General features: G+C 64.5%; 24 protein-coding genes. 12 read left to right on the top strand and 12 right to left on the bottom strand.

Annotation, left to right across the window (positions count from 1 at the left end; all coding sequences use genetic code 11):
- Positions 1–35: 35 nt before the first annotated feature.
- The gene (locus tag LB557_RS28185; protein ID WP_224643081.1) at positions 36–2,054 is read left to right on the top strand and encodes a thioredoxin domain-containing protein; all 2,019 of its coding nucleotides are present in this window, start codon (positions 36–38) and stop codon (positions 2,052–2,054) included.
- 58 nt (positions 2,055–2,112) lie between these two features.
- Here LB557_RS28185 and rho read toward each other — a convergent pair whose 3' ends face one another.
- The 3 genes from rho to hemE all read right to left on the bottom strand — a co-directional run bounded on the left by rho (position 2,113) and on the right by hemE (position 5,111).
- Positions 2,113–3,378 carry a transcription termination factor Rho gene (rho, locus tag LB557_RS28190; RefSeq protein ID WP_015314810.1) on the bottom strand — a complete coding sequence of 422 codons (1,266 nt, stop codon included), beginning with the start codon at positions 3,376–3,378 and terminating at the stop codon, positions 2,113–2,115.
- A 165-nt stretch (positions 3,379–3,543) separates the two neighbouring features.
- Entirely contained in the window at positions 3,544–4,080 is a 537-nt protein-coding gene (gene hemJ / locus LB557_RS28195; RefSeq protein WP_140719578.1) for a protoporphyrinogen oxidase HemJ, read from the bottom strand.
- Complete coding sequence (gene hemE / locus LB557_RS28200) at positions 4,080–5,111, bottom strand: uroporphyrinogen decarboxylase (protein WP_224643054.1); 1,032 nt, start codon at positions 5,109–5,111, stop codon at positions 4,080–4,082. Before hemE ends, hemJ begins: the two co-directional genes overlap by 1 nt.
- A 404-nt stretch (positions 5,112–5,515) precedes the next feature.
- Here hemE and LB557_RS28205 point away from each other — a divergent pair, with 404 nt between their 5' ends.
- The 5 genes from LB557_RS28205 (at position 5,516) to dnaQ (ending at position 9,556) form a co-directional block, all read left to right on the top strand.
- Positions 5,516–6,337, top strand: coding sequence for a pyruvate, water dikinase regulatory protein (locus LB557_RS28205; RefSeq protein WP_140788946.1), 822 nt, complete (start codon positions 5,516–5,518; stop codon positions 6,335–6,337).
- A 374-nt stretch (positions 6,338–6,711) separates the two neighbouring features.
- Entirely contained in the window at positions 6,712–7,311 is a 600-nt protein-coding gene (locus LB557_RS28210; protein WP_140618158.1) for a Maf-like protein, read from the top strand.
- Positions 7,304–8,161, top strand: a complete 858-nt coding sequence (locus LB557_RS28215; protein ID WP_224643055.1) for a shikimate dehydrogenase — start codon at positions 7,304–7,306, stop codon at positions 8,159–8,161. The genes LB557_RS28210 and LB557_RS28215 overlap by 8 nt, the downstream gene beginning before the upstream one ends.
- Complete coding sequence (gene coaE / locus LB557_RS28220; RefSeq protein ID WP_224531619.1) at positions 8,158–8,739, top strand: dephospho-CoA kinase; 582 nt, start codon at positions 8,158–8,160, stop codon at positions 8,737–8,739. Before LB557_RS28215 ends, coaE begins: the two co-directional genes overlap by 4 nt.
- 88 nt (positions 8,740–8,827) lie before the next feature.
- The gene (gene dnaQ, locus LB557_RS28225; RefSeq protein ID WP_015314803.1) at positions 8,828–9,556 is read left to right on the top strand and encodes a DNA polymerase III subunit epsilon; all 729 of its coding nucleotides are present in this window, start codon (positions 8,828–8,830) and stop codon (positions 9,554–9,556) included.
- A 19-nt stretch (positions 9,557–9,575) separates the two neighbouring features.
- Here the strand turns inward: dnaQ and LB557_RS28230 are convergent, their stop codons facing one another.
- From LB557_RS28230 to rph, 9 genes are all read right to left on the bottom strand, one after another.
- Positions 9,576–10,526, bottom strand: a complete 951-nt coding sequence (locus tag LB557_RS28230) for an alpha/beta hydrolase (protein WP_224643056.1) — start codon at positions 10,524–10,526, stop codon at positions 9,576–9,578.
- Positions 10,527–10,544: 18 nt separating this feature from the next.
- Complete coding sequence (locus LB557_RS28235) at positions 10,545–11,225, bottom strand: isochorismatase family protein (protein ID WP_224643057.1); 681 nt, start codon at positions 11,223–11,225, stop codon at positions 10,545–10,547.
- Positions 11,226–11,369: 144 nt separating this feature from the next.
- Positions 11,370–12,674, bottom strand: a complete 1,305-nt coding sequence (locus tag LB557_RS28240; RefSeq protein WP_224643058.1) for a M24 family metallopeptidase — start codon at positions 12,672–12,674, stop codon at positions 11,370–11,372.
- Positions 12,675–12,824: 150 nt separating this feature from the next.
- A complete protein-coding gene (locus tag LB557_RS28245) occupies positions 12,825–13,796 on the bottom strand; it encodes a GlxA family transcriptional regulator (protein WP_224643059.1) in 972 nt (323 codons plus the stop codon).
- A gap of 96 nt (positions 13,797–13,892) precedes the next feature.
- Positions 13,893–14,216, bottom strand: a complete 324-nt coding sequence (locus tag LB557_RS28250; protein ID WP_140719556.1) for a low molecular weight protein tyrosine phosphatase family protein — start codon at positions 14,214–14,216, stop codon at positions 13,893–13,895.
- 3 nt (positions 14,217–14,219) lie between these two features.
- The gene (gene hemW, locus LB557_RS28255; RefSeq protein WP_224643060.1) at positions 14,220–15,398 is read right to left on the bottom strand and encodes a radical SAM family heme chaperone HemW; all 1,179 of its coding nucleotides are present in this window, start codon (positions 15,396–15,398) and stop codon (positions 14,220–14,222) included.
- Positions 15,395–16,072, bottom strand: a complete 678-nt coding sequence (rdgB, locus tag LB557_RS28260; RefSeq protein ID WP_015314796.1) for an RdgB/HAM1 family non-canonical purine NTP pyrophosphatase — start codon at positions 16,070–16,072, stop codon at positions 15,395–15,397. The genes hemW and rdgB overlap by 4 nt, the downstream gene beginning before the upstream one ends.
- Positions 16,072–16,482, bottom strand: coding sequence for a VOC family protein (locus tag LB557_RS28265; protein WP_140618142.1), 411 nt, complete (start codon positions 16,480–16,482; stop codon positions 16,072–16,074). Before LB557_RS28265 ends, rdgB begins: the two co-directional genes overlap by 1 nt.
- A 183-nt stretch (positions 16,483–16,665) precedes the next feature.
- Positions 16,666–17,382 carry a ribonuclease PH gene (gene rph, locus LB557_RS28270; protein ID WP_015314794.1) on the bottom strand — a complete coding sequence of 239 codons (717 nt, stop codon included), beginning with the start codon at positions 17,380–17,382 and terminating at the stop codon, positions 16,666–16,668.
- A 155-nt stretch (positions 17,383–17,537) separates the two neighbouring features.
- On the opposite strand from rph, the gene hrcA reads away from it, so the two are divergent.
- The 6 genes from hrcA (at position 17,538) to LB557_RS28300 (ending at position 23,062) form a co-directional block, all read left to right on the top strand.
- Positions 17,538–18,620, top strand: a complete 1,083-nt coding sequence (hrcA, locus tag LB557_RS28275) for a heat-inducible transcriptional repressor HrcA (protein WP_015314793.1) — start codon at positions 17,538–17,540, stop codon at positions 18,618–18,620.
- A gap of 102 nt (positions 18,621–18,722) precedes the next feature.
- Positions 18,723–18,920, top strand: a complete 198-nt coding sequence (locus LB557_RS28280; protein WP_015314792.1) for a hypothetical protein — start codon at positions 18,723–18,725, stop codon at positions 18,918–18,920.
- An 84-nt stretch (positions 18,921–19,004) separates the two neighbouring features.
- Positions 19,005–20,369, top strand: coding sequence for a PQQ-dependent sugar dehydrogenase (locus tag LB557_RS28285; protein WP_224643061.1), 1,365 nt, complete (start codon positions 19,005–19,007; stop codon positions 20,367–20,369).
- A 117-nt stretch (positions 20,370–20,486) separates the two neighbouring features.
- The gene (locus LB557_RS28290; protein WP_224643062.1) at positions 20,487–21,104 is read left to right on the top strand and encodes a LysE family translocator; all 618 of its coding nucleotides are present in this window, start codon (positions 20,487–20,489) and stop codon (positions 21,102–21,104) included.
- Between the two features lie 177 nt (positions 21,105–21,281).
- Positions 21,282–22,262, top strand: a complete 981-nt coding sequence (cysK, locus tag LB557_RS28295) for a cysteine synthase A (protein ID WP_224643063.1) — start codon at positions 21,282–21,284, stop codon at positions 22,260–22,262.
- Between the two features lie 173 nt (positions 22,263–22,435).
- Positions 22,436–23,062: a glutathione S-transferase family protein gene (locus LB557_RS28300; RefSeq protein ID WP_224643064.1), complete on the top strand. Its 627-nt coding sequence runs from the start codon at positions 22,436–22,438 to the stop codon at positions 23,060–23,062.
- Positions 23,063–23,089 lie beyond the last annotated feature (27 nt).

Genomic DNA, 23,089 nt, shown 5'->3' on the forward strand with positions numbered 1-23,089 from the left:
TCACCGCCCCGGATTGCTCCTGAAAGTTGGCCATTGTGACATTGCCCGCGCAAAACCTGCTTGCCGACGAGGCCAGCCCCTATCTGCAGCAGCACAGCGGCAACCCCGTACATTGGCGGGGATGGTCACCGGCGTCGCTCGGTGAGGCTAAAGCGCTGGACAGGCCAATCCTGCTCTCCATCGGCTATGCCGCCTGCCATTGGTGCCATGTCATGGCCCATGAAAGCTTCGAGAACGACGACGTCGCCGCCGTCATGAACCGTCTGTTCGTCAATATCAAGGTGGACCGCGAGGAGCGACCCGACATTGACCAGATCTATATGGCGGCCCTGTCCTCGATGGGCGAGCAAGGCGGCTGGCCGCTCACCATGTTCCTGACGCCCGATGGCAAACCGTTCTGGGGCGGCACCTATTTCCCGCGCGAGCCGCGCTATGGCCGTCCGGGGTTCATCCAGGTGATGGAAGCGGTCGACAAGGCATGGCGCGAGAAGCGGGCAAGCCTGCACCAGAGCGCCGACGGCCTGACCTCGCATGTCGAGGCGCGGCTCTCGGCCACGCATTCCAAGGCACTTCTCGATCGCGATATGCTGTCCGACCTTGCCGGCCGCGTCAGTGGCATGATCGACCGCGACCGCGGCGGGCTCGCCGGCGCGCCGAAATTCCCGAACGCGCCGTTCATGCAGACGCTGTGGCTGTCCTGGCTGCGGGACGGCAATGCCGCGCATCGCGACGACGTCCTCGTCAGCCTCGAGCATATGCTGAGCGGCGGCATCTACGATCACATTGGCGGCGGGCTCAGCCGCTACTCGACGGACGCCGAATGGCTGGTGCCGCATTTCGAGAAGATGCTCTACGACAATGCGCAGCTCATCCGCTTCTGCAACTGGGCCCTCGCGGCGACCGGCAATGATTTGTTCCGGGTCCGAATCGAGGACACGGTCGACTGGCTGCTGCGCGAAATGCGTGTCGAAGGCGGCGCCTTCGCCGCCAGCCTCGATGCCGATAGCGATGGCGAGGAAGGCCTGTTCTACACCTGGAGCAGGGAGGAGGTCGAATCTGTTCTGGGAGACGATTCAGCCTTGTTTTTCAACTACTTCACCCTTTCCAGCCCGCCCGGATGGGAAGGCAAGCCGGTGCTCCATCAGACCCTCTCCCAGCAGGCGCTTGGTGTTGCCGACCGGGAACGGCTTGTCCCGCTCAAGGCAAGGCTTCTCGCTGTCCGGGAACAACGCGTCAGGCCGGGCCTGGACGCAAAGACCCTTACCGACTGGAACGGCCTGATGATCGCCGCCCTTGCCGAGGCGGGTCGTTCGCTGGCGCGGCCGGATTGGATCGAGGCCGCGGCCAAGGCCTTTGCCCATATCGGCAAAGCCGGCCGCGACGGTCGCTTGCCGCATTCCATGCTTGGCGTCCGGAAACTGTTTCCCGCACTGTCGAGCGACTATGCCGCCATGACCAACGCGGCGATCTCGCTGTTCGAGGCCACTGAGGACTGGAGCTATGTCGAGCAGGCCAGCCAGTTCCTTGGACAGCTCGACCGTTGGCACGCCGACGTGGAAGGCACGGGCTATTATCTGACTGCCTCGGACAGCACCGACGTGCCGATCCGCATCCGGGGCGATGTCGACGAGGCCATCCTGTCGGCCACCAGCCAGATCATCGAGGCGCAGGTCCGGCTGGCTTCTATTACCGGCAACCTCGACTTGCAGGAGAAGGCGTGGAAAACGGCCGAGCATGCCGCCGGCCGCGCTGCGCACCAGGCCTATGGCCAGGCGGGTATCGTCAATGCCTGCGCGCTTGCCCTCGAGCCGCTGAAACTGGTCATCGTCGACGGCCTGGAGGATCCGAAGCTCATTCCGGTGGCGAATCGAAACCCGGATCCGCGTCGCGTCGATATCGTCGTGCCAATCGGTACGGCGGCGAATCGACCCTTGCTCCCCGGCGGGATCCTGCCTCCGACCAACCGGCACGGCGCCTGGTTGTGCACCGGCCAGGTCTGCCTGCCGGTGGTTACGGATGTTGACGAATTGGAAGGATTGTTGCGGCGAAAGTGATTCGTCATCCTCGGGCTTGATCCGAGGATGACGAAGATAAGGCTCTGCCGCGCCTCGATTACGTGTTCATCGAATCGAAGAAATCGCCATTGGTCTTGGTCTGCTTCAGCTTGTCGATCAGGAACTCGATCGCGTCGGTGGTTCCCATCGGCGCCAGGATGCGGCGCAGCACGAAGATCTTCTGCAGGTCCTGGCGCGACACCAGCAGGTCTTCCTTGCGGGTGCCGGATTTGAGGATGTCGATGGCCGGATAGATGCGCTTGTCCGCCACCTTGCGGTCGAGCTGGATTTCGCAGTTGCCGGTGCCCTTGAACTCTTCGAAGATGACTTCGTCCATGCGGCTGCCGGTGTCGATCAGCGCGGTGGCGATGATGGTGAGCGAGCCGCCTTCCTCGATGTTGCGCGCGGCGCCGAAGAAACGCTTCGGGCGCTGCAGCGCATTGGCGTCGACACCACCGGTCAGCACCTTGCCGGAGGACGGCACGACGGTGTTGTAGGCGCGGCCCAGGCGAGTGATCGAATCCAGAAGGATCACCACATCGCGGCCGTGCTCGACCAGCCGCTTGGCCTTCTCGATGACCATTTCGGCGACCTGGACGTGGCGCACCGCCGGCTCGTCGAAGGTCGAGGAGATGACTTCGCCTTTGACCGAACGCTGCATATCGGTGACTTCCTCGGGCCGCTCGTCGATCAGCAGCACGATCAGGTAGCATTCCGGATGATTGGCGGTGATCGAGTGCGCGATGTTCTGCAACAGCACCGTCTTGCCGGTGCGCGGCTGTGCGTTGATCAGCGCGCGCTGGCCCTTGCCGATCGGCGCCACCAGGTCGATGACGCGAGGCGAGATGTCCTTGCCGGGCGGATTGTCGACCTCCATCTTCAGCCGCGAGGTCGGGTAGAGCGGCGTCAGATTGTCGAAGTGGATCTTGTGGCGGATCTTTTCGGGATCATCGAAATTGATCGTGTTGACCTTGAGCAGCGCGAAATAGCGCTCGCCCTCCTTCGGGCTGCGGATAGGCCCTTCGACCGTATCGCCGGTCTTCAGCGAAAAGCGCCGGATCTGCGACGGCGAGATGTAGATGTCGTCGGGACCTGGCAGATAGTTGGCATTGGCGGAGCGCAGGAAGCCAAAACCGTCCTGCAGCACCTCGACCACGCCGTCACCGATGATCTCGATGTCCTGGGCGGCGAGCTTCTTCAGGATCGCGAACATCAGTTCCTGCTTGCGCATGACGCTGGCGTTCTCGACCTCGAGCGATTCGGCATAAGCGATCAGCTCTGGCGGCTTCTTGTTCTTGAACTCGGTGAGTTTCATTTCTTGCATTAGACGGACTCTGGGTAGGCTTTGGGGGAAAGATCGGCGGGATGCGACAAATGCCGGGCGCGGCCGAAAGCAATGACGGGCGGCGCATGACGGGAAGGAAGACCCGTCTTGTATCGTCGGTCGGCTGAAAGAGCAAGCCGCCTTTTGAGCGGGTCCGATGAAGTCTCAGAAGGGCTTCACGACGACCAGGATCACGATTGCGATCATCAGCAATGTGGGGATCTCATTGACGATCCGCCAGTGCCTTGCCGGTTTTTCGTTGCGGTCCTCGGCGAATTTGCGCACCGCGCCGGCCAGATAGCCGTGAATGCCCGACAAAATCAGCACCAGGCCGATCTTGGCATGCAGCCAGCCGCCCTGGAACGCAAAGATCTTCCAGGCCAGCCACAGCCCGAACACCCAGGTGAGGATCATCGCCGGATTGATGATGCCGCGCAGCAGGCGCCGCTCCATCACCTTGAAAGTCTCCGACTGCACGGAGCCTTTCTGCGCATCGACGTGATAGACAAACAGCCGCGGCAGATAAAGCATCCCAGCCATCCAGGAGATGACGGCGAGGATATGGATCGCCTTTGCCCAGGGGTAGAAGCTTTCCGGCGCGAAGAAAAACAAAAGCGCGGTGAGAACGATCAGGACAGCGATGCCAACGACCATGCGCTTCATCGCCTGGCCGGTGCTGTTGGTGTTATCTCTGTCAGCCATCAGCGTGCCGCGCTCCGAACCTGTTTCACCATCGCCTCGACATGCGCCACCGGCGTCTCCGGCGTGATGCCGTGGCCGAGATTGAAGATCAGCGGCCCATTCCCCAGCGCCTGGAGGATCGCCTCGACGCCATCGGCCAACGCTTGCCCGCCGGCGACCAGCCGCAAGGGATCGAGATTGCCCTGGACGGCGCCTTGCCGCTGCAACGCCTTCGCGGCCTCCAGCGGCACCGTCCAGTCGATTCCCAGCCCCGTCACGCCGGTCTTCTCGCGGTAGCTCTGGTAGCGGGCTCCGGCGCCCTTGGGAAAACCGATGATCGGCACGCCGGGATGAACCGCCCGAACCTGCCTGACGATCTCGGCCACCGGCTCGACGCAGAAGCGTTCGAACGAGGCATCGTCGAGCACCCCCGACCATGAATCGAAAATCTGCACGACATCCGCACCGGCCTCGATCTGCCCAATCAGATAGGACGCCGAATGGTCGGCGAGCACTTTCAGCAGCTGCCGAAACGCCGCCGGCTCGCGGTAGGCGAACAGCCGCGCCGGCGCCTGGTCCGGGGTGCCGTGGCCGGCGATCATATAAGTCGCCACCGTCCACGGCGCGCCGCAAAAGCCGATCAGCGTCGTCTCGTCGGGCAATTTCGCCCGCAGCCGGCGAAGCGTCTCGTAGACCGGTTCGAGATTCACGTGAAACACATCGCTTTCCAGCGCCGGAATCTCGGCCGCCGAAATCGGCGTCAGCAGCGGCCCACGTCCTTCCTCGAAGCGCACGTCGCGGCCAAGCGCATGGGGAACGACAAGGATGTCCGAAAACACGATCGAAGCGTCGAAGCCAAAGCGCTCGATCGGCTGCAGCGTCACTTCCACGGCAAGGTCGGGGTCGTAGCAGAGATCAAGGAACGAGCCGGCCCGTCTTCGCGTCTCACGATATTCCGGCAGATAGCGCCCGGCCTGTCGCATCATCCAGAGCGGAGGAGGAAACACCGCCTCGCCTTTCAGCACATCCAGCATGATCCGTCTTGCAGGCATCGAGCGCTCGCCTCTCCCGGCTTCCTCTTAATCAAATATCTTATTTTAAAAGAGTCTTCTGATTCTAAGAGTCTGTTGGTTGTGGTGGTTGTCACCTGTCCCGCTTTGGCCGCCAAAACGCCAGCAAGCATATTGTCGCGCACTCCCGATCGCGGCTGGCAGGGTTCTGGGGACAATCAGGAATCTGCCACTGGAGTCAATGCGCTAGGTCTGATGCCCTGGAGACCTGCCCTGTGGACGAGCAAAAGGCAAAATGCTTCGTCCACGGACTTGTCCCCAGCCGCCAGGAGAAGCTGACAGCGCATCGAATTGTGGACAAACCGGCATCTGATACAGTCGCCTCCGGCCGGCCCGTCGGCCCGTCCGATCTTATCCACATCCGCCCACAGCCCCAGGTGATCCCTGTGAACAAACCCCAGAGCTTCTTCCACCTGCATCTGATTTCCGATGCCACGGGCGAAACCCTGCTCGCCGCCGGCCGCGCGGCTTCAGCGCAATACAAGGATGCACGCGCCATTGAGCACATCTACCCGCTCATCCGCACCGAAAAGCAGATAGCCAAGGTGTTCGAGGACATAGAGGAGGAGCCGGGCATCATCCTCTACACGGTGGTCGACCAGAAGCTGGCACGCGGCATCGACGAACGCTGCGCGGCCATGGGCCTGCCCTGTGTGTCCGTGCTGGAGCCGGTGCTGACGGTCTTCCAGTCCTATTTGGGGACGCCGGCCGGCCGCCGCGTCGGCGCCCAGCATGTGCTCGACGCCGAATATTTCCGGCGCATCGATGCGCTCAACTTCACCATGGACCATGATGACGGCCAGCTGCCGGCAAACATGGATGACGCCGATGTCGTGCTGATCGGCATTTCACGCACCTCGAAGACGCCGACCAGCATCTATCTCGCCAACCGTGGCATCAAGACCGCCAACATCCCGATCGTGCTCGGCGTGCCGGTGCCAGAAAGCCTGGTCAACGCCAGGGCGCCGCTGGTCGTGGGGCTGATCGCCACCGCCGAGCGCATCTCGCATGTGCGCCAGAACCGCATCCTCGGCAATTCGAGCACCTATGTGCCGACCGAGTATGTAGACCGCGCCGCCATCAACGAGGAACTCGCCTACGCCCGCCAGATCTGCACCCGCCACGGCTGGCCGATGATCGACGTCAGCCGCCGTTCGATCGAGGAAACGGCGGCGGCCATCGTTGCCCTGCGGGGGAAGAACAGATAATTGGGACCGTGCGCCAACCTGCCAACAGAACCGCTGCGTGGTTCGAAAGGTCACGGCATGGATCCTAGGGTCTGCGCCGCGTCGCTTCGCTCCTTGCTTCGCCCTAGGATGACGAAGGGATGATTGTCTCGGCTAATCTCGAAGGTTTTGTGACTTGCCAGCATCGTCACTTCTTATGCGGCGACACAACTGCAAATCTCCGGCCGTTGAGATTAGCCGTGGATCGCAATGCATTCGTCATCCTAGGGCGAAGCAGGAGCGAAGCTCCGTCGCGCAGACCCTAGGATCCATGCCGTTACAGTGGCCAAGGGGTGCGGCGGCCGCTAGCGTCCCACCCAGCCAGCAACTCAATGACCGGTAACAGGCGAAAGATCATGACAGAAAAAATCATCCTCGCTTCAGGCAGCCCGTTCCGCAAGGCGATGCTGGTCGATGCCGGTGTCGACATCGAGGCGGTTCCCGCGACGCTGGACGAGCGGGCGCTGGAAGCGCCGTTGCAGGACAGCGGCGCCTCGCCCGAGGACGTCGCGCTGGTGCTCGCCGAAGCCAAGGCCACCGAAGTCAGCGAGCGCCGGCCCGGGGCACTGGTGCTTGGCTGCGACCAGACTTTGTCGCTCGGCGACGAGGTCTTCCACAAGCCGGCCGACATGGAGGGCGCGCGCCGCCATCTCCTGGCGTTGTCGGGCAAGACCCATCAGCTCAACAGCGCCGCCGTTCTGGTGCGCGACGGCAAGGCGCTGTGGCGCCATGTCGGCATCGCCTCGATGACCATGCGCAAGCTTGACCCCGCCTTCATCGGCCGGCATCTGGCCCGGGTCGGCGTCAAGGCATTGTCGAGTGTCGGCGCCTACCAGGTCGAGGGCGAAGGCATCCAGCTGTTCGAAAAAATCGAAGGCGACCATTTTACCATTGTCGGCCTGCCGCTGCTGCCGTTACTAGCGGAACTGCGCGCACTGGGAGCCATCGATGGCTGAAACCCCGAAAAAGGCCTTCGTCACCGGCCACCCCATAAAACATTCGCGCTCGCCGATGATCCACGGTCACTGGCTGGCCAAGCATGGCATTGACGGCACTTATCAGGCGATCGATGTCGCGCCCGAAAACTTCGCCGAATTCCTGGCGACGCTGCAGGCGAACGGTTATCGCGGCGGCAACGTCACCATCCCGCACAAGGAGGCGGCTTTTGCCGGGGCCGCACGCCGCGACCATGCGGCCGACGAGATCGGCGCCGTCAACACGCTGTGGTTCGAGGAGGGCAATTTGTGGGGCGGCAACACCGACGGCCATGGCTTTGCCGCCAATCTCGACGACCACGCTCCGGGCTGGGCGGCCAATGGCCCTGCCGTGGTGCTGGGTGCCGGGGGGGCCGCCCGTGCCGTGATCCATGCGCTGAAGGCGCGCGGCCTCCGTGATATCCGCGTCGTCAATCGCACGCTCGCCCGGGCAATCGAATTGCGCGACCGCTTTGGCGCCGGGGTGTCCGCGCATCCCCTGGCGGCGACCGGCGAATTGCTGCGCGACGCCGGCCTGCTGGTCAACACCACGGCGCTGGGCATGCAGGGCAACGGGGATCTGGCCGCCGACCCCAGGGATCTGCCCGCCCACGCCGTGGTCAACGACATCGTCTATGTGCCGCTCGAGACCCCCCTGCTCGCCGCCGCGCGGGCACGGGGGCTGAAGACGGTCGACGGGCTCGGCATGCTGCTCAACCAGGCGGTGCCCGGCTTCGAACGCTGGTTCGGCGTCAGGCCGAAGGTGACGGCTGAACTGCGCGTGCTCATCGTTGCCGATCTAGTGTCCAAATCCCGGGTGCCGAAATCATGATCGTGCTCGGCCTCACCGGCTCGATCGGCATGGGCAAGTCGACCACGGCCAGGATGTTCGCCGAAGCAGGCGTGCCGGTGCATGATTCCGACGAGACGGTGCACCGCCTCTATGCCGGCAAGGCGGCCCCGCTGGTCGAGGCCGCCTTTCCCGGCACCACGGTTGGCGGAAGCGTTGACCGCGCAAAACTCGGCGCTCGCGTGCTCGGCGATGCCGCGGCGCTGAAAAAACTCGAAGCCATCATCCACCCGCTGGTCCGTGCCGATGCCGATGCCTTCCTGGCCAGGCATCGTGAAGCGGGCGAATCGCTCGTGGTCCTCGACATCCCGCTGCTGTTCGAAACCGGCGGCCGTGGCCGCGTCGACAAGGTCGTCGTGGTGACGGCGCCGGCCGAAGTCCAGCGCCAACGCGTGCTGGCGCGGCCCGGCATGAGCGAGGAAAAACTGGCGTCGATTCTGGCCAGGCAGGTGCCGGATGCCGAAAAGCGCCGGCTGGCCGATTTCGTCATCGACACCGGCGAGGGGCTGGCCGCCGCGCGTGCGGCGGTTGCTTCGATTGTTGCCGAAATCAAGGGATAAGTCGGGCTCCTGACGGCAGGCCGTCAGCATTGCCCATTGCCATTTTGTTCCGGTCTGGCGATTCTCCTCCCAGGAGCGACCTGATTCGATGCGTGAGATCATTTTCGATACGGAAACCACCGGCCTCGATTCGCGCGACGACCGCGTGATCGAGCTTGGCGGCGTCGAGCTGGTCAATCGCTTTCCGACCGGCAGGACCTTCCATCATTATATCAACCCGCAAGGCCGCGCGATCCATGCCGAGGCGCAGTCCGTGCACGGCATCAGCGCGGCCGATCTCGCGGGCAAGCCGAGCTTCGCCGAAATTGCCGAGGAATGGCTGAAATTCACGGAAGGCGCCAAGCTGGTCGCCCACAACGCCACCTTCGATATCGGCTTCCTCAATGTCGAATTCGGGCGGCTTGGCCACCCGCCTGTCGATAACGGGCTTGTCGTCGACACGCTGGCCCTGGCGCGCCGCAAGCACCCGATGGGACCCAATTCGCTCGACGCGCTGTGCCGGCGCTACGGCATCGACAACACCAAGCGCACCAAGCACGGCGCCCTGCTCGATTCCGAATTGTTGGCAGAAGTCTATATCGAGCTGATCGGCGGCAAGCAGGCCGCATTGATCCTCGACAGCGCCACCGCGCCGGCCCAGGGCGGCAACAATGTCAGGCATATTGAGATCATCGTTGCCGAGCGTCCGGCGCCGCTGCTGCCCCGCCTGACCGAAGCGGAGCGCGCCGCGCACGCCGCCATGGTCGCGACGCTGGGCGAAAAGGCGCTGTGGCTGAAAGCCTCCCCCCAGGAAGCAGCCCAGGCGCTGTCCTCATAAAGCCATCCGAGGAGCGGCCTCAGTACGGCCATTCCCCCCGGCCCAGCGCGGCAACGGCCGCAATGATGCGCGCAAAAGCCTCCGCCGCGGCCGGCACGGCCGTGCGGGCGCGCAGGAAACTGTGCACGAGGCGGGGCTCCTCATGCCACCAGGCCTTGCCGCCGGCTTCCAGGATATGGTCGCGATAGACTTCGCCGTCCGACGACAGCGGATCGCATTCGGCCGTGATGATCACCGTCGGCGGCAGGCCGGAAAAGTCGCGGCCGCGCAGCGGCGCGAAGGTCGGATCGCCGGGCGATTGCTTCCGGGCCGAGCGGACGTCGCGGTAGAAGGCGACGTCGCTTGTCGACAGCAGCGGCGCATCGGCGTGTTCCACGTAGGAGCCGATCGCCTCGTTGCCGCCGAGGTCGGGATAGATCAGCACCTGGCCGATCGCGGCGCGCGGATGGCGACGCGTGGCCTGTGCCACCGCCGCCGCCAGATTGCCGCCCGCACTTTCACCGCAGAGCACGAGCGGCGGCTCGCTGGTCGCCGCCGCCCATTCGAAAGCCGCCAGCGCATCGTCGAAGGCGGCGGGATGAAGATGCTCGGGCGCCAGCCGGTAATCGACCGACACAATGTCGAAGCCGGTGCCGGCGCAGATTTCGGCGCAGATGTCGTCATGGCTTTCGAGCCCGCCGAGGATGAAACCGCCACCGTGGAAATAGAGCACTGTCGCGCGCGGTGTGGCGCCGGCGAGCCGGTAACGGCGGACCGGGATATCATGGTTCGAAGCGGCGACCAGGCTGTCGGTGGCCTTGACCCCGGGCGGACGGCCCTGGTGGAAGGCCCGGCACATCCTCGCATAGACCGCGCGCTGCTTGTCGATGGGCAGGCCGGCAATCTCCGGCGGGTACCAGGCGTTGACGCTGTCGATATAGGCCCAGAGCGCCGGGTCGAGCCATGGTCCATATTTGCCGCGGCTGGTCATTTCAATCCGAGCGGCACGTCAAAGCTCGGCATAGAGACGCGCGGCGTTTTCAAAAGTGAAGCGCAGGGGTACCGAGCCTTCGACCTGCCAGACGGTGACCGGCTCGCCGGCCAGCAGCCGGCAGGCGCCGTCGGTGTCGGCAACCGCGCCGCCATAGAGCCGGTTGGCAAGGTTGAGGATGCCGGTCTGGTGCATGGCCGCGCTCCCGCTGCCGCAGGCATCCTTGACCAAAAGCACGCGAAAGCCCCTTGCCACGGCATCCCTGACCGACGCGTCGATGCAGGCCTCGGTCCACACGCCAGCCATGACGAGCCATTCGATGCCGGAAGCCTTGAGCCGATCGCCGGCCGGACCGGAGCGGAAGGCGCTGGCCTCGGCCTTGATCAGAAGCGCCTCGCCATTCGCCGGCGCCACCTCGTGGCAGATCTCGGTCAGCGGGTCGCTCTTGTCGGAAAAGGCCGACTTGCCGTCTTCGCCGACCGGATGAAAGGGCCGGTCCTGGCTGTCGAGATCGACGATATAGGCCCAGTGATGAAGCGGCACATGGTTTTGCCGCGCCGCCGCCTGCAGGCGCTGGACGTTGCCGAGGATTTTATCATAACCCTCGACAAGGTAGCGCTTGTCCCGCCGGTGCTCTTCCTGCAGGTCGATGAACACTGCGGCCACCGTGCCGGGGCGGATGGAGATGGGGGCTTTCATGCGAGTGGTCTCATGCGACCGCGCCTGGTCGAAAGCCAACGCCAGCCGGTCCCGTGGGCTGGCGCAACTCTTGCAGGTTGGTCGAAGCCTCCCCGACGAAGCGTGGGGTGTTTCGCCCGTTGTCGGTGAGGTGGCCAACCCACATCAAACCTGCGTCTCCAGAAACTCATCCTCATACGGAAAGCGCGAAAGAAGCTCGGTGCCGGTCTCGGTGATCAGGATTTCGTCCTCCAGCTTGACGCCTTCGCGGCCGCCCTTCTCGCCAATATAGCTTTCCACGCTCACCACCATGCCTGGCACGATATGGCCGTCGCGGCCATAGGTCTCGTAATCCATGGCATGCGCGATGAATGGTGTCTCGCCATGCATGCCGACGCCGTGCATGACCGAGGTGTAGCGCTGGTCGACGAAGCGGTCCGGAATTTTCCACGCCTTCTCGGCGATCTCGCGGAACGCCATGCCGGGCTTCACGATCGAAATGTTGTGCTGAACCTGATCGTGCGCCATGCGGTAGAGCGATTTCTGATAAGGCGTCGGTCTGCCCGGCCCGCAGCGGAAGGTGCGCGAAAAATCCGAATAATAGCCGTAACAGCCGATCGTGTCGGTATCGAGCGCCAAGAGTTCGCCGGGCCTGATCTTGCGGCCGCTGGCTTCATTGAACCACGGATTGGTGCGCTGGCCTGAGGTCAAGAGCCGCGTCTCGATGAACTCGCCGCCCTGGCGGATGACCTCGCCATACATGATGGCGAACAGATCGTTTTCGGAAACGCCGGGCTTGATCGCCTCGCGCACCGCATAGACGGCGGCCTCGGCGCCGGCCATCGACACCTGCAGGCATTTGACTTCCTCGGGCGTCTTCACCGCGCGCACGGCGAGAATTTCGCCCTGGCAATCGCGAACCTCGCAGCCGCGCTTTTCAAGCGCCAGGGCCTGCAGATGGCTGCAGCGGTCGAGCCCGAGCTTCATCGAGCCGCCGCCGTGCTTTCTCAAGAGTTCGGCGATCTCGTCGGCGAAGGGCCCGGCGGTCTCGTCGTCGCGGCCCGACACGGACGACCAGACGAGCTTGGAAGGACGCGCCTCGTCGATCGTGTCGAGCACCATCGAGACATGGTAGCTCTGCGGATATTCGAACAGCACGATCGGCCCGTCGGCCGGAATGAAGAAATAGCGGGTCGAGTTGCGCAGGAAATAGCCGAACATGTTGCGCGAACCGGTGGCGTAGCGCTGGTTGTAGGGGTCGAACAAAACGACGCCGCCATAGCCGGCCTCGCGCATCCAGCCGCGCAGTTTGTTGAGCCGGCCTTTGCGCAAGGCGTCGGCATCGATGAAGGACGGCTCGGTATCGGACAGCCACATGCCGCCGGCCGGATCGGCCGCCGCCGGGTGGCGCATGCGGTCCTTGAAGTCGACGTCCTCGGTGCTGTCGGGGTCGAATACGACGATGCTCATGGGGTCTGGCCTTTGGCTGGGTGTAGGGCCAGAGCATGGCGCAGGGGGATCGGGGCGATTGTGCGGAAAACCGCGTGGGTTGTGCGGGATACCGCTGCAGGACAGAGGGGGGGCGCTGTCCCGCCAACGCCTCCCGCGTCAACGCTCGCGCTAATGCCTTCTCGCCAGCTTCGGCGCATGGCCATGCTCCTCGCGAAAGGCGCGGGCAAAGCTCGACATCGAGGCAAAGCCGCAGGCGAGCGCCACGTCGCGCACGGCAAGCGTCGAGTGGGCCAGCAGGTCGGCGGCGCGTTTCAGCCTGAGCCGCCGGTAATAGCCATTGGGCGAGATGGCGAGTTCGGAGCGGAAGGATCGTTCGAGCTTGTCGGAGGAAACGCCGAGCTTCGCGGTCAGCTCGGCCATGCCGAGCTTCTCCTCCACCGCGTCTTCCATGATGGCAATGGCCGACAGCACCAGCTCGTTCTGCACGCCGGTGCGCAGGCGCAGCGGCATCAGCTTGCGGTCGACGCTCGAGCGCAATTGGCTGTGCACGAACCACTCGGCGACGCCCGCGGCAAGCTCGGCGCCGTAGTCGCGGGTGATGATCTCCAGCATCATGTCGAGGCTGCCGACGCCGCCGGCCGAGGTAAAACGCTTGCGGTCGATGACGTAGAGATCGCGGCGCAGCTCGATGTTGGGGAACGCCTCGGTGAAGGCGGCCTGGCTGGTCCAGTGCAAGGTGCAGGCATGGCCGTCGAGCAGGCCCGCGCGTGCCAGGAAGAACGCCGCGTCCGCCACCGCCCCGATATGGGCGCCATTGCGCAGGCTGCGGCGGATCCAGCTCGCTGCGTCCTCGGCGACGAGATGGTCGGCATCGCCGCCCGAGCAGACCACGATGCGGTCTACCTTGGGCGCTGCCTCGGCGTAAAAGCCTGGCTGGATGACGACGCCGTTCGAGGCCTCGACCGGACCTTGGGTCGCCCCGACGATGATCCAGCGGTAGCATTCCCGCTTCGCCAGTATGTTGGCGGCGCGCAGTGGCTCGATGACGGAACTGAACGCCATCATCGGAAAGCCGGGGAACACCAGCACCGCGAAGGTGAGCGGGGCGTCCGTGGGTTTGGGTGGTTCGCGCGTGGCCATGACGTCCGGAGCCGGGAGGATCGGGGCTACAATTCGGACAGATGGGCTTCGGGGTCAACGGTGTTCGGCCGAAGGCGAAGGGGCGAACGCAAGCGCTCAGTCCAGGTACCGGGACACGCGCGCCTTCAGAAGCGCGATCAGCTCCGGGTCCATGAATTCATAATCATCGGGGATATCGAGGCAGATCACCTTGGCCGCCTTCAGGCTGGCCTTGAACTGCTTCCGCAGTTTCGTCCGGTGGGTTTTCTCCATGACAAAGATAATGTCCGCCCAGCCGACGAGTTCGTGGGTCAGCGGTGTGTTGGCGTCATGATTGGTGCCAGCCGACGCGACTTCGATGTCGCGCCGCGTGGAAAACACCTGCTCGGCGGTCGGGCCGCGCAAGCGGTTCTGGCTGCAGACGAAAAGGACGTTTTTCAAGGTTTAGCGCGCCAAGTCCGCCACCACGGCGTCGAGCACGATCATGCCGGCCGGCGTGGCGCGCAGGCGGGCGTTGCCGATCGGCGCCACCAGCCCCTCACCCTGCAGCACCGACAGCCGAGCGCTCGACAGCCCGCGCCCGGAGAAGGCCTCATAACGCGAGAGGTCGATGCCTTCGGCAAGCCTCAGCCCCATCAAAAGAAACTCGTCCGCCTCTTCGGAGCGCGTCAGGAGCTCGCCGCCGGTGATGCCATGGCCCTTGGCCTCGACCAGATTGGCCCAGGTCTCCGGCATCCGTTCGGCGATGGTCACCACACGGTGGCCGTTCTCGACGAAGCGGCCATGCGCGCCGGGGCCGACGCCGACATATTCGCCGTAGCGCCAATAGGTCAGATTGTGCCGGCTCTCGGCGCCCGGCCTGGCGTGGTTGGAGATCTCGTAGGCCGGCAGGCCGTGCGCCGACGTGATTTCCTGCGTCAGCGCATAGAGATCGGCGGCGTGGTCATTGTCGGGAATGGCAAATTTCTTCGCCGCGTGCAGCGCATGGAAGGGCGTGCCTTCCTCGATGGTCAGCTGGTAGAGTGACAGGTGGTCGGCGGCATGGCCGATCGCCTGTTCGAGTTCCGCCTGCCAATCCTCCGGCGTCTGCCCGGGCCGCGCATAGATCAGGTCGAAGGACAGGCGCGGAAAGATTTCGCGCGCGAGCCCGATGGCGTGCAAGGCTTCCCTTACATTGTGCAGCCGGCCGAGAAAGCGCAAATCCTTGTCGTTCAGCGCCTGCACGCCGAGCGAGACGCGGTTGACACCGGCGGCGCGGTAACCGCGAAACCGCTCCGCCTCGACCGAGGACGGGTTGGCCTCGAGCGTCACCTCGATGCCGTCAGGCACTGTCCAATTCCTGGCCACGGCGTCCAGAACCCTGGCCACGGTTTCCGGCTTCATCAGCGACGGCGTGCCGCCGCCGAGGAAGATGCTGGTCACTTCGCGTGGCCCGGTGCGCTGGCGCATCGTTGCCAACTCGGCCTCGAAGGCGGCGGCGAAGCGCTCCTGGTCGACCGGCTGGTGGCGGACATGGCTGTTGAAGTCGCAATACGGGCACTTGGCGGCGCAGAACGGCCAATGCACGTAGACGCCGAAGCCGGGACCGCGGTCGAGCGCCATGGTGGTGCCGGGTCCGATCATGCCGAGCCAGGCCTCACCGAACCAAGCCGGGCTTGGGCGAATTTCTGGAAGGCGCGGGCGCGGTGCGACAGCGCCGTCGCCTGGCCGGGTTTCCAGCCGTGCTTTTCCTCCGCGCTCATCTCGCCGAAGGTCTTGTCGAAGCCATTGGGCAAAAACACCGGATCGTAGCCGAAGCCGAGCTCGCCGCGCGGCGGCCAGACCAGCGTGCCCTCGGCCTCGCCGCGATAATATTCGGCCTCGCCGTCGGGAAAGGCGAGGCAGATGACGGCGACAAAGCGGCCCGTGCGCCGTTCGGGCGTGGCCGCGCCGACTTCCTGCATCGCCACTTCGGTGCGCTGCATGGCCATGGCGAAATCGCGCGAACCGTCCGGAGTCTCGGCCCAGTTCGCGGTATAGACGCCGGGCGCGCCGTCGAGCGCGTCGACACACAGGCCGGAATCGTCCGACAGTGCCGGCAGGCCAGTCGCCTTTGCGGCGGCAAAGGCCTTGATGTAGGCGTTTTCCTCGAAGGTGGTGCCGGTTTCGTCCGGTTCGGGCAGGCCATACGCCTTGGCCGATTTCGCCTCGAAGCCGAACGGTCCCATCAGCTCGGCGAACTCGCGCAGCTTGCCTTCATTGTGGCTGGCGACGACGATCTTCTTGCCATCAAGCGTATGGAGGTTTGGCGAGTGCATCAAAGGCCCCAGATTCTCGGCTCGGCGAACTCGATCGAATTGCCCGAAGGGTCGCGTATATAGATCGAACGGCCGCCTTGCGGCCATTCGAATTCGCTTTCGACGGCGATTTTCTTCGCCAAGAGATGGGCTTTCCAGCCGTCGATTTCAGCGGCGTTTGCGGCAAAGCACAGATGGCCTTCGCCGACCGTGCCGTGCGGCGGCACCTTCAGCCGCGCATCGGACGCCGGCGGAATCTTGGTCGCCTCGGCGTTGAAGATCAGCAGCACGCCCGGGCCACAGCGGAAGAAAAGGTGGCGGCCTTCTACCTTGCCAAGCAGGGTGAGGCCGAGGATATCGGTGTAGAAGACCTCTGCTTCAGCGAGGTCGGTGACATAGAGGGCGGATTCAAGAATGGCAGAGGGAGTCACGAGGCACCCCCCTCTGGCCTGCCGGCCATCTCCCCCGCAAGGGGGGAGATCGGCAGCGTGAGCGCCAGCTCATGGTATTCTATGCTGATTATTGGCGAAGCTCTCGACAACATCCGATCTCCCCCCTTGCGGGGGAGATGCCCGGCAGGGCAGAGGGGGGTGCCCAGGCTCCGCATGAATAAACTAAGCCACCGCCATCTGCTGCAGGCTGACCAACCGGGAAATGCCCTTCTTGGCCAGGCCCATCAAGGCCGCGAACTGCTCTTCGGAGAAGGGCTCGCCCTCGGCGGTGCCCTGGATCTCGACGATGCCGCCCTTGCCGGTCATGACGAAATTGGCGTCGGTGCCGGCCGAGGAATCCTCGATATAGTCGAGATCGATGACCGGCTGGCCGTCATGGATGCCGCAGGAAATTGCCGCGACATGATCCTTCAGCACTTTCGAAACACTGGCCATCTGCCGCGCTTCCATCCAGCGCAGGCAGTCATACAGCGCCACCCAGCCGCCGGTGATCGAAGCGGTGCGGGTGCCGCCATCGGCCTGGATGACGTCGCAGTCGACGGTGATCTGCTGTTCGCCCAGCGCCTGCAAGTCGACCACGGCGCGCAGCGAACGGCCGATCAGCCGCTGGATCTCCAGCGTGCGGCCGCCCTGCTTGCCGGCGGAGGCCTCGCGGCGCATGCGCTCGCCTGTCGAGCGCGGCAGCATGCCATATTCGGCCGTCACCCAGCCCTTGCCGGAATTGCGCATCCAGCCAGGCACCTTTTCCTCAAGGCTGGCGGTGCACAGGACATGCGTGTCGCCGAACTTCACCAGGCACGAGCCTTCGGCATGCTTGGAGACGCCGCGCTCGAAGGATATGGCGCGCATTTCGTCGAATTGGCGTTTGGAGGGGCGCATTCGGCCTGCTTTCTTGTCATTTTTTGAATCGTGGCCGGCTTGTAGCCCCACCAAGCCCATGGCGCAAAGGAAAATGGCCGAGCGATCCGACACAGACACCGGGTTGCGCGCGGCCCACCGAAGTCTATATCCTTGAACCGGAGGTTTTTAGCCGAATGACCAAGGCAGTCGATCCCGCCTCGCAGTCGCTGGCTCTTCAGTCGCTCGACATGCGCTCGCGCGACATCTTCCGGCGCATCGTCGATTCCTATCTGCGGGACGGCGAACCCGTGGGCTCGCGCAGCCTGTCGCGCATCCTGCCGTCCTCGCTGTCGCCCGCCACCATCCGCAACGTGATGAGCGACCTCGAGCATCTCGGGCTGATCTACGCGCCGCACATCTCGGCCGGGCGCCTGCCAACCCAGGCTGGCCTGCGTTTCTTCGTCGATGCCTTCATGGAGCTTGGCGACCTCTCCGACGAGGAGCGCCGCACCATCGAGGCGCAGGTGCGGGCCTCCGGCTCCGGCGCGACGCTGGAGCATATGCTGACCGAGGCCAGCCAGATGCTGTCGGGCATGTCACGCGGCGCCGGCCTGGTGCTGGCGGCCAAGAACGAGGTGGCGCTGAAGCACATCGAATTCATCCAGCTGGAGCCGACCAAGGCGCTTGCCGTGCTGGTGTCGCAGAATGGCGATGTCGAAAACCGCGTCGTCGAGCTGCCCGCCGGCATCACCGTCTCGCAACTGCACGAGGCCTCGAATTTCCTCAACGCGCATATTCGTGGCCGCACGCTGGCCGAGGCGCGCACCGAGATCGCCCGCATCAAGGAAGAGACGAGAGCCGCCCTCGATACGCTGTCGCAGGACCTCGTCGAGAAGGGGCTTGCGGTGTGGGCGGGGGCCGAAAGCGGCCTGCCGGCGCGGCTCATCGTGCGCGGCCGCGCCAATCTGCTGGAAAACGTCACCGCCCAGGCCGACATCGAACTCTTGCGCCACCTGTTCGAGGACATGGAGACGCAGGACGGGCTGATCCAATTGCTCGACCTCGCCGAGCAGGGATCGGGCGTGCGCATCTTCATCGGCTCGGAAAACAAGCTGTTCTCGCTGTCGGGCTCGTCGCTGGTGGTGGCGCCCTATCGCGACAAGGACGCCCGCGTCGTCGGCGCGCTCGGCGTCATCGGCCCGACAAGGCTGAACTATGCCCGCATCGTGCCGATGGTGGATTATACGGCACAGCTGATTTCCCGCATGCTGAGGTAAGGAGTCCGAGGAATTATTGCTTTGGTTTCCATGCCGGAATTCGACCGCGAACGACTTTCCTGGCGGGACCGTAATCCAGACAGGCTGCAAAGGAGAAAAAGAATGGCGCTGGAATCGTTCAAGGCCCAGATCAGTCTGCTGCTCGAGGAGATGGTCAACCAGCCGGAGGACCAGCACGAAATTCAGGAACAGCTGCGCGAAAAACTGCGCGAGATGCGCGCCATGGGCCTCCCATTGCCGGCCGATCTCGTTGAATTGGAAAAACGCCTGGACGACGATTTTTACGCTGCCGGGACCTGATCCGAGAAGTTTTGAGCATCGAGCGCAACGGAACCCACGAGCAAACCGATCGTTGGTTTCCTTCATGACGGATTGGAGGAAGTGATGCGATTGGCCGGACTGGCGATGTCCGCACTGTTTGTCACGACCGCGGCGCTCGCCCAGCAAGCCGACCAGCCTGTGCTCAAAGGCCCGGCCGCCTTCGGCGACTGGCGGGCGGACAGGCCCGGCGTGCGCCGGCTGATCAAGCCGGAAGACCTGCCGAAACCCTATGTCACCAAATCCGCCTCCAACAGCGCCGGCGTGATCGACATGCCGGCGGACGCAAAGCCGCATTTGCCGCCGGGGTTTTCGGCCGAGTTGATCGCCTCGGGGATCGACAATCCGCGCGTCGTGCGCATCGCGCCCAATGGCGACCTGTTCATTGCCGACAGCAAGGCCAACCAGCTCCGCCTCTATCGCCTGGCGAAGGGCAGCGCGAAAGCCGCTGAGAAAAGCATCTTTGCCGGCGGCCTCAACCGGCCCTATGGCATTGCCTTCTATCCCCCTGGCAAGGACCCGCAATGGGTCTACGTCGCCAACAGCGACAGCATCGTGCGTTTTGCCTACGGCAATGGCGACCTGAAGGCCTCGGGCGAGCCGCAAACCATCGTCGCCGACATTCCTTCGACCCACCACTGGACCCGCGACATCGCCTTCTCGCCCGACGGCAAGACACTTTATCTTTCCGTCGGCTCCGGCTCGAATGTCGCCGAGGACATGGGCAAGAGGCCCAGGGGCGGGCTCGACGCCTGGGTCAAGGCTGAGCCGCTCGGCGCCAGTTGGGGTTCCGAGGCGGGCCGGGCCGAGGTCCGGGCCTTCGATCCCGACGGCAAGAACGGCCACACAGTCGCCACCGGCTTGCGCAACTGTTCGGGCATGACCGTCCAGCCGGCGACCGGCGCGCTATGGTGTGTCGTCAACGAGCGCGACGGGCTCGGCGACAATGTGCCCGCCGAATACGCGACATCGGTCAGGGAAGGCGCCTTCTATGGCTGGCCCTGGTATTATATCGGCGACAATGAGGACCCGCGCCACAGGGGCGAGCGGTCCGATCTCGCCGGCAAGGCTGACAGTCCCGACGTGCTGATGCAGGCGCATTCGGCGCCGCTCAATATCGCCTTCTACGATGGCAAGGATTTGCCCGCCGACACCGGCTTTCCCCAGGACTATCGAGGCGACGCCTTCGTTGCCCTGCACGGTTCGTGGAACCGCGGCAACAGGACCGGCTACAAGGTGGTCCGGCTCAAGTTCAAGGACGGCAAGCCAACCGGCGAATACGAGGATTTCATGACCGGCTTCGTCGTTTCGAACGGCGAGGTGTGGGGCCGCCCGGTCGGCGTTGCGGTGGCCGGCGACGGATCCTTGATCGTCTCCGAGGACGGCAACGGCACGATCTGGCGCGTGACTTATGGTGGCGACCGCTCCTGATCCTTGCTTGCGAACCGGGCCATGCCGTCTGGTGCAAGCGAATCCCGCGCTCAGGGGTTCACCTGGAGACCCGCCTCGTGCGACAAGGGGCGCGACCGCCCTTGGAGACCAACGCCAATGACCCTCACCGGATTCCTCGCCTATAGCGCCGCACTCGGTATCGCCGCCGCCATTCCTGGCCCCGGCATCACCGCGCTGGTCGCGCGTGCGCTGGGCTCGGGCTTTCGCTCGTCGCTGGCCATGTCCTTCGGCCTCATGCTGGGCGATCTCACCTACCTGACCGCCGTGGTGCTGGGCCTCGCCTTCGTCGCGCAGGAATTCGGCATGGTTTTCCTGGCCATCAAATGGGCCGGCGTCGCCTACCTGGCTTTTCTCGGCTGGCGCTTCTGGACCGCCGGCATCACACCCGAAACCATCGAAGCCAGGAAGGGAAAGGGCGGCTTGCTGTCGAGCTTCGTCGCCGGCCTCACCGTGACGCTCGGCAACCCCAAGACGATGATCTTCTACCTCGCCATCACGCCGACCATCGTCGACCTGAAGACGATCACGCTTGCCGATTACGGCATTCTCGTCGCGCTGACGGTCGTCGTCCTGTTCGTCGTGCTGGTGCCTTACCTGGCGCTGGCGGCCAAGGCGCGCTGGTTCCTGAAGTCGCCGCGCGCGCTGAAGGTGCTGAACCGCACCGCCGGCGCCTTCATGGTTGGCGCGGCGGCGGCGATCGCCGCTCGTCAGTAGGTCGTTTCGGCCAAACCATTCCCTACTTCGGCTGTTTCGGGAAATGCTTTTCCGAGTGCCAGGCGTTTTCAGCACGCGCCCCACTCGGATATTTTCCAGCCGCAGCCTATCTTGCGCGGTTGAAAGCCCTATTCTGTCGGCTACTGCCAATTGCCTGAAATCCAGGGAGCGAAACCAATGACCAAGCCCGTCACTTCAGCCCGCGTGCCCGGCCGCGGCCGCATCTACGATTCCATCACCGACACGATCGGCGACACGCCCCTGGTACGGCTCGACAAGTTCGCCAAGGAGAAGGGCATCGTCGCCAATCTGGTCGCCAAGCTCGAATTCTTCAATCCGATCGCCTCGGTCAAGGACCGTATCGGCGTAGCGATGATCGAGGCGCTGGAAGCGGCCGGCAAGATTGCCCCCGGCAAGACCACGCTGATCGAACCGACATCCGGCAACACCGGCATCGCGCTCGCCTTCGCCGCCGCCGCCAAGGGCTACAAGCTGATCCTGACCATGCCGGAGACAATGTCGGTCGAGCGCCGCAAGATGCTGGCGCTGCTCGGCGCCGAACTGGTGCTGACCGAAGGCCCGAAAGGCATGAAGGGCGCCATCGCCAAGGCCGACGAACTGGCCGCGACGATCCCCAACGCCATCATTCCGCAGCAGTTCGAAAACCCGGCCAATCCAGAGATCCATCGCAAGACGACGGCGGAGGAAATCTGGAACGACACCCAGGGCGGGATCGACATCTTCATCGCCGGCATCGGCACTGGCGGCACCATCACCGGCGTCGGCCAGGTCCTGAAGAAGCGCAAGCCCGCGCTGCATGTCGTCGCCGTCGAGCCGGATGCCTCGCCGGTGCTGTCGGGCGGCCAGCCCGGCCCGCACAAGATCCAGGGCATCGGCGCCGGCTTTGCGCCAAAAATCCTCGACACCACGGTCTATGACGAGATCGTCAAGGTCTCGAACGAGGATTCGGTCGCCAATGCGCGCCTCATCGCCCGCCTCGAAGGCGTGCCGGTCGGCATCTCGTCGGGCGCGGCCCTGCAGGCGGCCATCGTCGTCGGCTCGCGGCCCGAGAACAAGGGCAAGACCCTGGTCGTGGTCATCCCCGACTTCGCCGAGCGGTATCTGTCGACGATCCTGTTCGAGGGGCTGGGGGCTTAGGGCTTCGATACCCCAGGAATAACATGCGTCGGCGGGCCAGCGTGGCTTGTTTTGCGTCCTGAGCCTGGCCCGCAGAAAAACTCCCCTTGGCGCCGCCGCGCCGCTTGAGCCGACCCCTGCTTCCGGTTCATATCACCACCGGCCCGCGAGAAGACGGGCCGGGGGAGGATTTCATGTACAAGCTCTACACGCGTCCGGGCAGCGGCGGCTTTGTCGTCGAGGCGGCGCTGGCGCTGATCGATGCGCCTTTCCAGCAGATCGACGTGCCGAAAAGCGAGGCGCCCGATCCGGCCTTCCTCGCCATCAGCCCGTTGAACCAGGTGCCGGTGCTGACCTTGCCGGACGGACGCTCTATCACCGAATCGGCGGCGATCTGCATCCTGCTCGCCGAGCGCCACCCGCAAGCCGGCCTGGCGCCGGCGGTCGGCGCGCCCGCCCGCGCGGAGTTCCTGCGCTGGATGGCGTTCATGTCCTCGGTGCTTTACCCGGCGGTGCTGCGGCTCTACTACGCCCATCGCTACACGACGGATGCCGAGGGCACGAAGGCGGTGAAACAGGCGGCGGTCGCCGAGATGGACCGCGGTTTTGCCGTCGTCGATGCAGCCTTGCGCAACCGCGACTGGCTCGCCGGCGATCAGATGTCGCTGGCCGACATCTATCTCGTCATGCTGGTGGCCTGGCATCCCGACATCGACATGGCGCGGGCGGCCTGGCCCGGTATCGAACGCCTGTGGGCGCGGTTGCGCGAGCATCCGCTCATGAAGACGCTCAACACGTCGCACGAGATGTGGCCGGCCTGAACGAGGTGGTCCGAAAAGCCGCCCGCG

This window comes from Mesorhizobium sp. BR115XR7A, assembly GCF_020165315.1.
GTDB lineage: Bacteria > Pseudomonadota > Alphaproteobacteria > Rhizobiales > Rhizobiaceae > Mesorhizobium > Mesorhizobium australicum.